A 13,074-nucleotide genomic window follows, 5' to 3' on the forward strand; every position below is an offset into this window, starting at 1 on the left:
ATACCGATTATGGCGCGGCGTTCCAGACATTGATCACACGCATGGCGGTCTGCTGCGACGGGATCGGGGTGGCGATCGGCAACGGGGATTGTGGTCCGCGCGCCACGACCCGGCGGGCCTCGTTCGTGGGCGATGCGCCGACAGGCGTGAAGAGTCCGGCCAGTTGCTTCCGGGTGCCCTTGCTGACGAAGCGCGAGGTCTGAACGGGTTCGAAGTCCCGCAACGCGTGCCGCGTGTCGAGATGGCCGGTAAAAACCTTGGCGCCCGTGTTCAGCACGACGATGTCGCCGGGCAGCAACGTCTCGTCCTTCAGAAGCGCCGCGGCGGCGCCAGACTTCATGTCGATCGCGACCTGACGCGGGCTGAGTTCCGTCTCCTTCACGCGGATCCGGACTGGCAGGGCGGCATATCGCGTCTGGAGGCGATGCCGGGCGCTGCCGAGCCGGGGCGTCGCGCGCCGGTAGACGGCACGGTCCTCGAGGGGGGCGGGGGCTTGGGGCTGTACCTGCTGGGGAGCGGGCCGCGCTCCGAACAGCATCTCGAGAAACCCGACTTCCGCCGCCTGTGCCTGGACAACGGTTCCGGCGAGGAGCCCGGCGGCAGTGATGACGGCCAACGTGCTGCCCGTACGAAACCTCATAACGTCCTCCGGAAACAGCGTCGCTTTCGTGCGCCCGACACTCAACCGCAAGCTGCGCGGGAGGGTTCCGGAATATTAAGAGTTTGACCACGGACTTTGGCGAAGAACCGCAAAGATCCGGTTTTCGAGGGTATCTGTGCAGGATCTATTGCGCAAAACCGTTCTCACGGCGCTCGTGCCGGATCAGGTGAATTGCGGACCGATCCAGGCGCCGGCAATCCACAGGGTAGCGGGCCCGGCAGCGCCCCGGCGAAGGGACCCTGCGCCCAGCGACACCGTTCAGGCCGGCGCGACCTGTTCGCCCTCGCCGATACAATCGAGGGCTCGCTCCACGGCGCTGACCGCGTCGAGGAGATTCTGAACCGTGCGCTCGACCTCGAGTGTCGGACGGCCCATCGCGGCGGCGCGGGCACTCACGTCCTCGAGCTGCTCGAGCAGGGCGAGGAGGTCGCCGGCCACGGTCACGACCTCGCAGCGGGCGAGGCGGGTGACGGTCGGGCGCGGCCGGAAGGGCAGGACGTTGCTCATCGCCGACGGTTCTGGCCCGAAGGACCCGGATTCGCCAGGGGGCGAGGCCGTACTTCCGGCAATTGCCGGCCCCTATCCGCCGCTAACGCGTGGAAAGGTAGATTTTCCGTGGCTGCCGCGCATCGGAGGCGGCAGAATCGGTTTACGTCTCGCCGCTGGTCTTGACGGACTTGGCGCCGCCCTGACCATGCCGCCTCCGACTTTTCAAACTGCGATTCGGCGGCGGATAGCAATCCCTCGCGCGGTTCGGCATCGCCCAGGATCAATCATGCGCTTTACCCTTCTCGCGGCATCGTTCCTGGCAGTCGGCGGCCTCTGCGCCTGCAACACCGACAGCCCGGACGGGCGCAGCGGCCTCGCCGAGAGCTTCCGGCTCGACAATTACCGGGCCTCGAACGACACCAACGGCACGCAGACTCGGCGCGACGTGAACCGCGCCTACACGCAGCCGACCCTGCCTTCGATCGGCAACCGCGGCTTCTGATTCGGGCGAATCAGCGTTTCGCGATCGCGTCCGCGAAGGTGGTGATGCGGTTGCGGGCGTAGACCGGCAGGCCGGCGCTGATCGAGTTGCCGGTGTTGAAGCTCGAATTGCCCATCAGCACCTGGGCGGGGAGCAGGTTCTTCAGCACCGGGACCCGGGCATATTCGGCCTTGCGGTCGAGGACATCCGCCTTGATCGCCAGCGCCATGTAGGTGGTCACCACGGTCTTGGTCGGATCGTTCGGCATCGGCTGGAACACGGCCAGGAACTTGCCGAAGCGCAGGATCTGGTTGACCCAGAAGATCGTCTGCTCCAGCCCGCCGGTGACGGCGGTGTCGATCTTGGTGAGCGCCTTGAGGGGCGCTCCCTGGTCGGGGCCGAGCACCCGCAGCTCGCTCTGGAACGAGACGTACTCGGCGATCTTCTTGGCCGAGCCCTCTTCGAGCTTGTTGGCGAGCTTCACCCCGAGCGGAAGCTTGCCTTCGAGATCGTAACGGGACTCGATGCAGGCGCCGGCCCCCTCGCACCAGGGGCGATCCGGGCGCTTGGCGAAAGCGGCGGCCGGGTCCTTGTTCGGCGTCACCTCACCGGTGGCGATCGCCTTGTGCTTGATCGCCGGGTCCATCTTCTGGACGAAGCCGAGATTGGCGAAGGCCTGGAGGTCGATCGCCTCGGGCGGCCGCGGCACAACGAACCGGCCTTCCGCCACGTAGACCTTCAGGGTCTCGTGCCGGGGCTTGGTCACGCCGTTCACCGTCACCGTGTAGTCGGGTTCCTTGTAGCCGGGGAAGGGCGCCAGCACCGCCGCCTCGTTCGGGCGGGCCTTCAGCCAGTCCAGGTACGGGATCAGGCCGTTCTCCGGCGCCGTGGGGTTGTCGCGGTGATCCGTGAACAGGATCTGCCCGGGCTTGATGGCTACCGGATCGAGGGCGGTGACCGAAGGCACCTCCTTGATCCGCTCCGAGCCCGGCACCGTGTTGGCGGCAGGCGTCTGTGCACAGACCGGGCTGGCAGCGGTCAGGGCGAGGGCGAGGGCGGCAGGAAGCTGCGTGCGCAACGGGTGTCTCATCGATCGAGGGGCGGTCAGTAGCCCGGGTCTTCGCCGAACAGGTAATCCGGGTCGCGGCGGCGGGGCCGGCGCGCGTCCTCGTCCCCGAAGGGCGAGCGCGCGGTCTGGCCGGGCCAGGGCCTGTAGGCGTCCTGGCCGTAGGAATCCAGATCGCCCTGCGCACGGCGGCTGCGCGGTCTCTGGCGCTCGCCGAACTGATCGAGGGGATCGGGCGCGGCACGCTCGCCGGTCATGGTGCCGTCGTAGTCGCCGGCGACGCTGGCCCCGTCCTCGGCGCCGTTGAGATCGCCGTCCTCGGCATCGGGCCGCATGGCGTAGAGGGTCTCGCGGGGCACCAGGCGGAACTGCGTGTCGGCCAGCTTTCCGTCGCCACTCGTGCGGAAATGCTCGATGAAGCCGCCGCCCGCGACCCGCTGGCCGCTATGCGGGTCGATCGGCAGGTCGGCGATGAACGGGCGCGCCTCGGAGGAGGGCCCGCGCAGCGGCGTCTTTGGGATGCCGTTCGCCCAGGCGGCCTGCAGGATCGTCGAGGCGATCGGCACCGAGACATGGCCGCCGGTCTGGCCGCGGCCCAGCGTCTTGCGGCTGCCGTCCGCGTTGTCGTAGCCGACCCAGACCACCACGGTGATCTCGTTGGTGAAGCCCGCGAACCAGGCGTCGTTCTCGTTCTCGGAAGTGCCGGTCTTGCCCGCGACATAGGCCGAGACTTTGGAGAGCGCGGCGGCGGTGCCGTGCTGGGTCACGCCCTGCAGCATGGTCTTGAGTTGGTAGAACGCGACCCGGTCGGCGGAGCCGATCCGCACCGGCTCGCGGGGGGCGTGGGTGTAGAGCGCCTTGCCGTCCCGCTCCACCGATTCGAGCGCGTAGGAGGCCGGGCGGGCGCCCTCGTTGGCCACCGCCGCGTAGAAGCCGGCCAGATCGAGCATCCGCACCGGCTGGGCGCCGAGCACGAACGGGTAATAGGGCTCGCACTCGGCGTAGATCTGCGCCTCGAGGGCGATGTCGCAGACCCGCTTCAGGCTGGCCGGCGCCTTCGGCGCGATGCCGCCCTGGAGCAGCCGGGCCGTGACGAGGTTCTTCGAGAATTCGAGACCCCTTCGCAGCGTCGTCGGCCCCGAGCCGCCGCCTTCGTAATTCTTCGGCGACCAGCTATCCCCGGCGCCGCCGATCGGCGGCAGGGTGACGGCCGAGTCCAGGACCAGGGTGTTGGGTTGGAGCCCCGCATTCAGCGCGGCCAAGTAGGTCAGCGGTTTCAGGGTCGAACCCGGCTGGCGCACCGCCTGGGTGACCCGGTTGAGCTGGCTCATCGGATAGGAGAAGCCACCGGCCATCGCCAGGATGCGGCCAGTCTGATTCTCCAGCACCAGAGCGGCGCCCTGGACGCTGGGCCGGACCCGCAGCTGCGCCCGCGCCGCGCCGCGCCCTTCCGTCAGCTTCACCCGCACCACGTCAAAGAGCTGCAGACGGTTGCGGGCGATGCCCGGGTCGAGGATAGCGGTCCGGCCATCGGCCAAGCCGACCTTCACCGGCCCACGGCCGGCGTCGAGCACCACGGCGACCGGCCAGTGCACGTCGTACAGGGTCGGCCGGGCGCTCTCCAAGGCGCGCAGCCAGACGGGCTTGGCCTGCGGAGCGGCGGCCACCTTGGTCCGGGGCGCCTTGGCACCGGGCTTCATGTCGGACTTGGGCGGCTCCTTGGCGGGCTCCGCCCGGGCGCCGGTCACTCCGGGCGCGGCCTGGACCGCGCCTTCCGGGGCGGGCGTGGCCGCCTGGATCCGGCGGATGCTGTCGGCGAGGTTGAGCTCCGGACCCGTATAGGTCTGCCGCCCGGTCCCGCGCTCGTAATTGGCGAGCCCGTCCTGCAACGCACCTTCCACGGCGCGCTGGAGCCCGGCATTGATGGTCGAGCGCACGGTGAACGAGCCGGCGGTCAAGGAATCGACGCCCGCGAAGGTGCGCGCCTCGCGGTTCAGGTAGTCGACGACGTAGAAGCCCGAATCGCGCCGGGTCGATTCGACCGGCTTCAATCCGAGATCGGCGTTCACCGCACTCGCCATCTCGGCGTCCGTGATCGTGCCCTCTTCCTTGAGACGGGCGAGCACGTAGGCGCGCCGCTCGCGCGCGCGCTCGGGATACTTGTCCGGGCTGTAGAAGTTCGGCCCCTTGGGCATGCCGGCCAGCAGGGCCGCCTCCGGCAGGGTCAGCTGCCCGACCGACTTCCCGAAATAGCTCTGGGCCGCCATCTCGATGCCGTAGGCACCGCGGCCCAGATAGATGCCGTTGAGGTAGAGCCCGAGGATCTGCGGCTTCGTCAGGATCCGCTCCAGGCGCGACGCGACGATCATCTCGCGGATCTTGCGCTCGTAGGTGACGTCGTCGCCCACCGAGAGGTTCTTGACCACCTGCTGGGTGATCGTCGAGCCGCCGGCCGGGCGCCCCGGCGAGGCGAGGTTGCCGATGAACGCGCGGATCACCCCGCGCTCGTCGATGCCGTGGTGGCTCTCGAAGCGCTTGTCCTCGGCGGCGATGAACGCCTTCTGCACCAGGTTCGGGACCGCGGTGATCGGCACCACCAGGCGGCGCCCATTCGGCTCGAAGGTCTCGGCGAAGGGCTTGCCCGAGCCGTCGAGGATGCGGGTCATGCCGGGCAGCACCTTGTCCCGGAGCGCCTCGGCGGTCGGCAGATCCTTGGTGGCGTTGTCGTAGAATTCGATGACTTCTCGGGCGTTGAACGGCGAGATCGCGGGATTCTCGCCCTTGCAGAATTGCTTGTAGCTGGTGTTCAGCTCGTCGAGGTTGAGCCCGTGCAGGATCTTGGGCGCCCCCGGCCCGGCGACGCTCGTCGGATCCTCCATGGCGGTGGTGATCAATTCATCGAGATCGATATCCTCGATGTCGAACGCCTTGCGCATGTGGGCGCAGCCGTCGCGCAGCAGGCGCACGACCTCGGCCTGGTCGGTGAACGGGTCGAACTGGGTCCGCACCGCGTCCGGCCGCGTGGTGACCTGGCTCAGCGTCAGGGCCGTCGCGAACAGCTTGATCAGGATGGCGTTCATGCGGTCCGGATTCGAGGGGGCGGCGGAGCGGGTGCGGACCTTCCGGGTACGCAGCTGAACTGGGCGTGCACAACGCGGCTGATTTAAGGAAACGCCAGCCGGCGTGCCGCCGCTCGCAAGCCTCGGCACAGGACGTATTGACATGATGTATTGACACTTGGGGGCGGCTGGCCATGTTCGAGTGGGACGAAGCCAAGCGCCGAACGAACTTGGCCAAGCATCGGCTCGACTTCCGGGATGCCGCCGCCCTGTTCGATGGCCGCCCGCGGCTTGAAGGTCCGGCGGCCTTCCGGGACGAGGCGCGCCACTTCACGGTCGGGGTTCTGGGTGAGGTGCACGTCACCGTGATCTGGACGTGGCGCGAGGGCAGGCGGCGGCTGATCTCGTTCAGGAGGGCGCGGCGTGAAGAAAGACAGGCGTACAGTCAGGCATTCGTCGGCGGACCTGACAGCGATGGTTGAGCGCGGCGCGAGCGAGAGCGACTGGGACGCCGTTAAGGCGCTGAGCGATGCCGATGTCGAAGCCGCCGTCGCGACCGATGCCGACGAGGCCGAGACGACGATCGACTGGAGCCAGGCCGTCTTCCACCCCGAGTCGCGCAAGAAGACGATGACGATGCGGCTTGATGCCGATGTTTTGGCCTTCTTTAAGGATCAGGGGCGCGGTTACCAAACAAAGATCAACGCCATTTTGCGCGCCTACATGGATCATTCGCGCAAGTAGCCGGCACGCACTGCATAACAAAACGGAACCAAATCCCGCGGGTCACCGTAGGGTCGCCGGCGCAGCCGGTCCTGACGGCCGAACGGCGCTTCTCGGGGCGCTTGGCGAGGACCGGCATGATCACCGATCTCTGGTACAAGAACGCGGTCATCTACTGCCTGTCGGTCGGCACCTTCATGGATGCCAACGGCGACGGCATCGGCGACTTCGCCGGGCTGGAACGGCGGCTCGACTACATCCAGGGCCTGGGCGCCACTGCGGTCTGGCTCATGCCGTTCCAGCCCTCGCCCAAGCGCGACGGCGGCTACGACATTGCGGACTATTACGGCGTCGATCCCGATTACGGCTCGCTCGGCGATTTCGTCGCTTTCGCCCACGCGGCGAAGCAGCGGGGCCTGCGGGTGCTGATCGACCTCGTAGTCAACCACACCTCGGACAAACACCGCTGGTTCCAGTCTGCCCGCTCGGACCCGAATTCACCCTATCGCGACTGGTACGTCTGGTCGAAGGAGCGGCCGGCCACCACCGACGAGGGCATGGTCTTCCCGGGCGTGCAGGAGACCACCTGGACCTACGACGAGAAGGCCGGCGCCTGGTACTTCCACCGGTTCTTCGACTTCCAGCCCGATCTCAACACCGCCAACCCCGAGGTGCTGGCCGAGATCCTGAAGATCATGGGCTTCTGGATCGAGCTCGGTGTCTCGGGCTTCCGCATGGATGCGGTGCCCTTCGTCATCGCCGAGAAAGGCGCCGATGTCGGCGGCAAGCCGCGGGAGCAGTTCGACATGCTGCGCGACTTTCGCGAGTTCCTGCAATGGCGCAAGGGCGACGCGATCATCCTGGCCGAGGCCAACGTCCTGCCGAAGCAGGATCTCGACTATTTCGGCGACGATGCCGACCGCATGCACATGATGTTCAACTTCCAGGTCAATCAATCGACCTTCTACGCCCTGGCCGCGCACGACGCCCGCCCGCTGGTGAAGGCGATCGAACGGACCAAGCCCCGTCCGCTCTCCTGCCAGTGGGGCATCTTCCTGCGCAACCACGACGAGCTGGATCTCGGCCGGCTCACCGAGACGCAGCGCGAGGCGGTGTTCGCCGCGTTCGGCCCTGAGAAGCGGATGCAGCTCTACGACCGAGGCATCCGCCGCCGCTTCGCGCCGATGCTGGCCGGCGATCCGCGCCGGATCCGGCTGGCCTATTCTTTGATGTTCACCCTGCCGGGGACGCCAGTGCTGCGTTACGGCGACGAGATCGGCATGGGCGACGACCTCGCCCTCAAGGAGCGGGACTGCGCCCGCACGCCGATGCAATGGACCGCCGAGCACCAAGGCGGCTTCTCCAAGGCCGAGCGCACGGTATTGCCGCCGATCGACCACGGCCCCTACGGCTACGCCCATGTGAACGTCGCCGACCAGCGCCACGACCCGGGCTCGCTGCTAAACTGGATGCAGAGCCTGATCCGCCAGCGCAAGGAAGCGCCGGAGATCGGCTGGGGCGACGTCACCGCGGTGCCGACCGGTAAGAACGCGATCCTGGCCCTGCGCTACGAATGGCGCGGGAACGCCGTTCTGTGCGTGCACAACCTCGCACCGGAGCCCGCGGAGGTCGCGCTCCGGACCGGCGAGACCGAGGCGGAGCACGATATCCTGGTCGACGTGCTCACCGGATCACGCAGTGAGGCCGGTCCCGAGGGCGAGCACTGCCTGTTCCTGGAGGGCTACGGCTACCATTGGTTCCGGGTCGGAGGCCTCGACGCCCTGCTGAAGCGGACTCCGGGCTGAAAGGGGGCGCCTCGCCCTCGCCCGGCCGGCGGGGTAAGACCCCGGCGAACAGAGGTGGCAGATGGCCCGGATCAAGCACTACCCCCCGGACGCGACGATCGCGGACGTCCTGCCGGCCCTGGAGGATGCCGAAGCCTATCTCCGGGAGGTGCTGGTGACCATGCGGATGTGCCAGAAGCATTACGGCGATGCCTGGGTCCGCATCGGCGTCACCGGCAAGGCAGCGGCGCCCTCCTATCGGATCGACCGGCCGGACGCGTCCCAGACGACATCGGAAGACGGCGCAACCGAGGCGGGTACGGCGATCTTCGGCGCCTATGGCGGCCGCTCCCACGACCGGTTCACCAAAGTGAACACCGCCGAGACCCGCTGCATCGGCCGGTCGCTCGGCATGGCCGAAATGCTGGCGCTCCACGACAGCCTGCGCCGGCCGAAGGACGGCACGGCCTGACCTGCTCCGACATGGTGCCGCGCGCCTGCTTCTGCGCTAGAACCGGACCAAGAGCGCCGACGGCGGTGCAGCTAACACGCGGAAACCCATGCCAGGAACGCCCCGCGCCGGGATCATCCCGGTCACGCCCTTCCAGCAGAACTGCACGCTGATCTGGGACGACACCACCAAGGTCGGCGCGGTCGTCGATCCCGGGGGCGATCTCGACCGGATCGAGGCCGCCATCCGGGAGCAGGGCGTGCGCGTGGAAAAGATCTTGCTCACCCACGGCCATGTCGACCACGCCGCCGGCGCCGACGAGCTGCGCGAGCGCCTCGGCGTGCCGATCGAGGGCCCGCACCTCGCCGACAAGTTCCTGCTCGATTCCCTGCCCGAGACGGCGGCCAATTACGGGATCGGCGAGGGCAGGGCCGTGACCCCCGACCGCTGGCTCGACGACGGCGACGCCGTGACGGTGGGCGAGCTCGGCTTCGACATCCTCCACTGCCCGGGCCACTCGCCCGGCAGCGTCGTGTTCGTCAGTCGGGATGCGCGTTTCGCGTTGGTCGGCGACGTCGTGTTCAAGGGCTCGGTCGGCCGCACCGACCTGCCGGGCGGCAACCACGAGCAGCTGATCCGGGCGATCAAGGAGAAGGTCCTGCCGCTGGGCGACGACATCTCCTTCATTCCCGGCCATGGCCCGACCGGCACGCTCGGCGAAGAGCGCGTCTCCAATCCCTTCCTCCAGGGCTGATCGCATGGACAAGCGACGTATCGGCCGCTCCGACCTCCGGGTCGCGCCCTTCTGCCTCGGCGGCAACGTCTTCGGCTGGACCGCCGGCGAGGCGACCTCCTTCGCGATCCTCGACCGGTTCGTGGAGCGCGGTTTCGACTTCGTCGACACCGCCGACGTCTATTCGCGCTGGGCGCCCGGCCACCAGGGCGGCGAATCCGAATCCGTGATCGGACGGTGGTTTTCCGCGCGCCCGGGTGTGCGGGACAGGATCGTGCTCGCCACCAAGGTCGGCATGGATATGGGTGAAGCCGGCAAGGGCTTGTCGGCGCGCCACATCGAGCAGGCCTGCGAGGCATCCCTGCGGCGGCTCCAGACCGACCGGATCGATCTCTATCAGTCGCATCTCGACGACGCGGAAGCGCCCCTGGAAGAGACGCTGCAGGCCTACGAGCGCCTGATCGCCGCCGGCAAGGTCCGGGCGATCGGTGCCTCGAACTACGATGCCAGGCGGCTCGCCGAAGCGCTCAAGGTTTCGGCGACCTCCGGCCTGCCGCGCTACGAGTGCCTCCAGCCGGATTACAGCCTCGCCGAACGCGGCTACGAGGCGGAGCTTGAACCCCTGTGCCGGGCCGAAGAGATCGGGGTGATCGGCTATTTCTCCCTGGCGGCCGGCTTCCTCACCGGCAAGTACCGATCCGCCCAGGATGCGGCGGGACGAGCTCGGGAGAACCGGGTCGCCAAGTATCTCACCCCGCGCGGGCTGGCGCTGCTCGACGTGCTCGATTCGGTCGCCCGGGACCACGGCGCGAGCCAGGCGCAGGTGGCGCTCGCCTGGATCATCGCCCGCCCGGGCATCACCGCGCCGATCGCCAGCGCGACTTCGGTGGCGCAGCTCGACGACCTGCTCGGCGCCGCCGGATTGAGCCTGTCGCCGGATGCGGTCGCCCGTTTGGACGCGGCCAGCGCGGGCGGCATCCAGGGCTAACGCGGCGTTAAGCGCGGGGCCTCAGAAAAGCGGGTGCACGGGTCCGGCGCGAGCCCGTAAAATCGTGCAATCTCAACGCGGAACCCCTATATCAGGCGGACCAAGCGAGAGCGCAGGCGTGGGCGCCCGACGGCGCGAGTCCCTCCGTCGCGAACTGGTCCGCCTGCCCGAGGAATTTCATGGCCGACATCCCCCCGAACGAGCCCGCCGAGTACGGCGCGGAATCGATCCGCGTGCTGAAGGGCCTCGACGCCGTCCGCAAGCGCCCCGGCATGTATATCGGCGACACCGACGACGGCTCGGGCCTGCACCACATGGTCTACGAGGTGGTGGACAACGCCATCGACGAGGCCCTGGCCGGCCATGCCGACCTCGTCACCGTGCAGCTCAACGCCGACGGCTCGGTGACGGTGTCCGACAACGGCCGCGGCATCCCCACCGACATCCACAAGGAAGAGGGCGTCTCGGCGGCCGAGGTCATCATGACCCAGCTGCACGCGGGCGGTAAGTTCGACCAGAATTCCTACAAGGTCTCCGGCGGGCTGCACGGCGTCGGCGTCTCCGTGGTGAACGCGCTGTCGTCCTGGCTGAAGCTCCGGATCTGGCGCAACGGCAAGGAGCACGCGATGGAGTTCCGTCACGGCGATGCCGTGGCGCCCCTCGAGATCGTCGCCCCGGGCGACGGCCGGCGCGGCACGGAAGTGACCTTCCTGCCCTCCACCGACACCTTCACCATGATCGAGTTCGATTACGGCACGCTGGAGAAGCGGCTGCGCGAGCTCGCCTTCCTCAATTCCGGCGTCCGCATCGTGCTGACCGACGCGCGCCATGCCGAGCACAAGCGCGAGGAGCTCTACTACGAGGGCGGGATCGAGGCGTTCGTCCGCTACCTCGATCGCTCGCGCAAGCCGATCGAGGGGATGGCGAGCCCCGTGGTGGTCCGCGCCGAACGCGACGGCATCCGGGTCGAAGTCGCCCTCTGGTGGAACGATTCGTTCAACGAGACGGTCCTGCCGTTCACCAACAACATTCCGCAGCGCGACGGCGGCACCCACATGGCCGGGTTCCGGGCGGCGCTGACCCGCCAGATCACCGGCTACGCCGATTCCTCGGGGGTCTCGAAGCGCGAGAAGATCTCCCTCACCGGCGAGGATTGCCGCGAGGGCCTGACCGCTGTCATCTCCGTGCAGGTGCCGGATCCGAAATTCTCGTCGCAGACCAAGGACAAGCTGGTCTCCTCCGAGGTCCGTCCGGCGGTGGAGAACGTGCTCAACGAGGGCCTTTCGACTTGGCTCGAGGAAAACCCGCAGCAGGCCCGCTCGGTGATGAGCAAGGTGGTGCTGGCGGCCTCCGCCCGCGAAGCCGCCCGCAAGGCCCGCGAGACCGTCACCCGCAAGGGTGCCCTCGATATCGCCTCGCTGCCGGGCAAGCTCGCCGATTGCCAGGAGCGCGACCCGTCGAAATGCGAGATCCTGCTGGTCGAGGGCGATTCCGCCGGCGGCTCGGCCAAGCAGGGCCGCGACCGGGCGTTCCAAGCGGTGCTGCCGCTGCGCGGCAAGATCCTCAACGTCGAGCGCGTGCGCGCCGACCGCATGCTGTCCTCGGCCGAGATCGGCACGCTCATCACGGCACTGGGCGCCGGGATCGGCCGCTCTTCGACGGACCGCGAGGGCTTCAATCCGGAGAAGCTGCGCTACCACCGCATCATCATCATGACCGATGCCGACGTGGACGGCTCACACATCCGGACCCTGCTGCTAACGTTCTTCTTCCGCCAGATGCCGGAGCTGATCGACCGCGGCCACCTCTACATCGCCCAGCCGCCGCTCTACAAAGCCGAGCGCGGCCGCAGGGCGATCTACCTCAAGGACGAGCGCGCCCTCGAGGATTACCTGATCGACCAGGGCACCGACGGCGCGATCTTGCGCCTCTCGACCGGCGCCGAATTCACCGGCCCGCAGCTTAAGAGCCTGGTCGAGGAGGCGCGGGGCTTCCGCAACGTGCTCCAGGGGCTGCACACCCGCTACGACCGCTCCGTGGTCGAGCAGGCGGTGCTGGCCGGCGCCTTCGACAACGAGGCATCCTCGCGGCCCGGCGAGGCCGAGGTCCTGGCGGACATGACCGCCCGCCGCCTGGATCTGATCGCCGACGAGATCGAGCAGGGCTGGCAGGGCGAATCCCATGAGGGCGGCTATCGCCTCACCCGGACCCTGCGGGGCGTCAAGCAGGTCGCCACCCTGGATGCGAGCCTGATCTCGTCCCAGGAAGCGCGCCGCCTGTCCGAGCGGGCCGACGCCTTCCGGGAAATCTACGGCGAGCCCGCCACGCTGATGCGCAAGACCGACGAGACCGTGCTGCACGGACCCGTCGCCCTGTTCGAGGCGGTGATGGCCTTCGGCCGCAAGGGCCTCCAGCTCCAGCGCTACAAGGGGCTGGGCGAGATGACCGCGCAGCAACTCTGGGAGACCACGCTGGATCGCGACGTGCGCTCGCTGCTGCAGGTAAAGGTCAAAGACACGACCGACGCCGACGACCTGTTCGTCAAGCTGATGGGCGACGTGGTCGAGCCCCGGCGCGAGTTCATCCAAGAGAACGCGCTGAGCGTCGCCAACCTGGACGTGTAGCGCGGGTCCATTGTC

Annotated in this window: 12 protein-coding genes; 8 read left to right on the forward strand and 4 right to left on the reverse strand. The window is 68.2% G+C overall.

Annotation, left to right across the window (positions count from 1 at the left end; all coding sequences use genetic code 11):
• Window positions 1-7: 7 nt before the first annotated feature.
• Window positions 8-691, reverse strand: a complete 684-nt coding sequence (locus AO398_RS22960; protein WP_244498864.1) for a hypothetical protein — start codon at window positions 689-691, stop codon at window positions 8-10.
• Between the two features lie 228 nt (window positions 692-919).
• On the reverse strand, window positions 920-1,168 hold the full coding sequence (locus AO398_RS22965; RefSeq protein WP_058194484.1) for a hypothetical protein: 249 nt from the start codon (window positions 1,166-1,168) through the stop codon (window positions 920-922).
• 268 nt (window positions 1,169-1,436) lie between these two features.
• Here AO398_RS22965 and AO398_RS22970 point away from each other — a divergent pair, with 268 nt between their 5' ends.
• Complete coding sequence (locus tag AO398_RS22970; protein ID WP_058194485.1) at window positions 1,437-1,652, forward strand: hypothetical protein; 216 nt, start codon at window positions 1,437-1,439, stop codon at window positions 1,650-1,652.
• A 10-nt stretch (window positions 1,653-1,662) separates the two neighbouring features.
• Here the strand turns inward: AO398_RS22970 and AO398_RS22975 are convergent, their stop codons facing one another.
• Complete coding sequence (locus tag AO398_RS22975; protein ID WP_058194486.1) at window positions 1,663-2,721, reverse strand: hypothetical protein; 1,059 nt, start codon at window positions 2,719-2,721, stop codon at window positions 1,663-1,665.
• 14 nt (window positions 2,722-2,735) lie between these two features.
• Window positions 2,736-5,777: a transglycosylase domain-containing protein gene (locus AO398_RS22980; protein WP_058194487.1), complete on the reverse strand. Its 3,042-nt coding sequence runs from the start codon at window positions 5,775-5,777 to the stop codon at window positions 2,736-2,738.
• Window positions 5,778-5,950: 173 nt separating this feature from the next.
• Between AO398_RS22980 and AO398_RS22985 the strand changes: the two genes are divergently transcribed.
• The 7 genes from AO398_RS22985 (at window position 5,951) to gyrB (ending at window position 13,059) form a co-directional block, all read left to right on the forward strand.
• A complete protein-coding gene (locus tag AO398_RS22985) occupies window positions 5,951-6,238 on the forward strand; it encodes a BrnT family toxin (RefSeq protein ID WP_058194488.1) in 288 nt (95 codons plus the stop codon).
• A complete protein-coding gene (locus AO398_RS22990) occupies window positions 6,231-6,500 on the forward strand; it encodes a BrnA antitoxin family protein (protein WP_058194489.1) in 270 nt (89 codons plus the stop codon). Before AO398_RS22985 ends, AO398_RS22990 begins: the two co-directional genes overlap by 8 nt.
• Window positions 6,501-6,616: 116 nt before the next feature.
• The gene (locus AO398_RS22995) at window positions 6,617-8,284 is read left to right on the forward strand and encodes an alpha-amylase family protein (protein ID WP_058194490.1); all 1,668 of its coding nucleotides are present in this window, start codon (window positions 6,617-6,619) and stop codon (window positions 8,282-8,284) included.
• Between the two features lie 61 nt (window positions 8,285-8,345).
• Complete coding sequence (locus AO398_RS23000) at window positions 8,346-8,735, forward strand: hypothetical protein (RefSeq protein ID WP_058194491.1); 390 nt, start codon at window positions 8,346-8,348, stop codon at window positions 8,733-8,735.
• Between the two features lie 88 nt (window positions 8,736-8,823).
• Window positions 8,824-9,468 carry an MBL fold metallo-hydrolase gene (locus AO398_RS23005; protein WP_058194492.1) on the forward strand — a complete coding sequence of 215 codons (645 nt, stop codon included), beginning with the start codon at window positions 8,824-8,826 and terminating at the stop codon, window positions 9,466-9,468.
• Between the two features lie 4 nt (window positions 9,469-9,472).
• Complete coding sequence (locus AO398_RS23010; RefSeq protein ID WP_058194493.1) at window positions 9,473-10,435, forward strand: aldo/keto reductase; 963 nt, start codon at window positions 9,473-9,475, stop codon at window positions 10,433-10,435.
• Between the two features lie 179 nt (window positions 10,436-10,614).
• Complete coding sequence (gyrB, locus tag AO398_RS23015; RefSeq protein ID WP_058194494.1) at window positions 10,615-13,059, forward strand: DNA topoisomerase (ATP-hydrolyzing) subunit B; 2,445 nt, start codon at window positions 10,615-10,617, stop codon at window positions 13,057-13,059.
• Window positions 13,060-13,074 lie beyond the last annotated feature (15 nt).

This window comes from Methylobacterium sp. GXS13, from assembly GCF_001455965.1.
Taxonomy (GTDB): domain Bacteria; phylum Pseudomonadota; class Alphaproteobacteria; order Rhizobiales; family Beijerinckiaceae; genus Methylobacterium.

Coding starts and splice junctions, on each gene's coding strand:
- AO398_RS23010 (WP_058194493.1), top strand. CDS start 9,473: ATGGACAAGCGACGTATCGGCCGCTCCGACCTCCGGGTCGCGCCCTTC.
- AO398_RS22965 (WP_058194484.1), bottom strand. CDS start 1,168: ATGAGCAACGTCCTGCCCTTCCGGCCGCGCCCGACCGTCACCCGCCTC.
- AO398_RS22970 (WP_058194485.1), top strand. CDS start 1,437: ATGCGCTTTACCCTTCTCGCGGCATCGTTCCTGGCAGTCGGCGGCCTC.
- AO398_RS22980 (WP_058194487.1), bottom strand. CDS start 5,777: ATGAACGCCATCCTGATCAAGCTGTTCGCGACGGCCCTGACGCTGAGC.
- AO398_RS22985 (WP_058194488.1), top strand. CDS start 5,951: ATGTTCGAGTGGGACGAAGCCAAGCGCCGAACGAACTTGGCCAAGCAT.
- AO398_RS22975 (WP_058194486.1), bottom strand. CDS start 2,721: ATGAGACACCCGTTGCGCACGCAGCTTCCTGCCGCCCTCGCCCTCGCC.
- AO398_RS23000 (WP_058194491.1), top strand. CDS start 8,346: ATGGCCCGGATCAAGCACTACCCCCCGGACGCGACGATCGCGGACGTC.
- AO398_RS22995 (WP_058194490.1), top strand. CDS start 6,617: ATGATCACCGATCTCTGGTACAAGAACGCGGTCATCTACTGCCTGTCG.
- AO398_RS22990 (WP_058194489.1), top strand. CDS start 6,231: ATGGTTGAGCGCGGCGCGAGCGAGAGCGACTGGGACGCCGTTAAGGCG.
- AO398_RS23005 (WP_058194492.1), top strand. CDS start 8,824: ATGCCAGGAACGCCCCGCGCCGGGATCATCCCGGTCACGCCCTTCCAG.
- gyrB (WP_058194494.1), top strand. CDS start 10,615: ATGGCCGACATCCCCCCGAACGAGCCCGCCGAGTACGGCGCGGAATCG.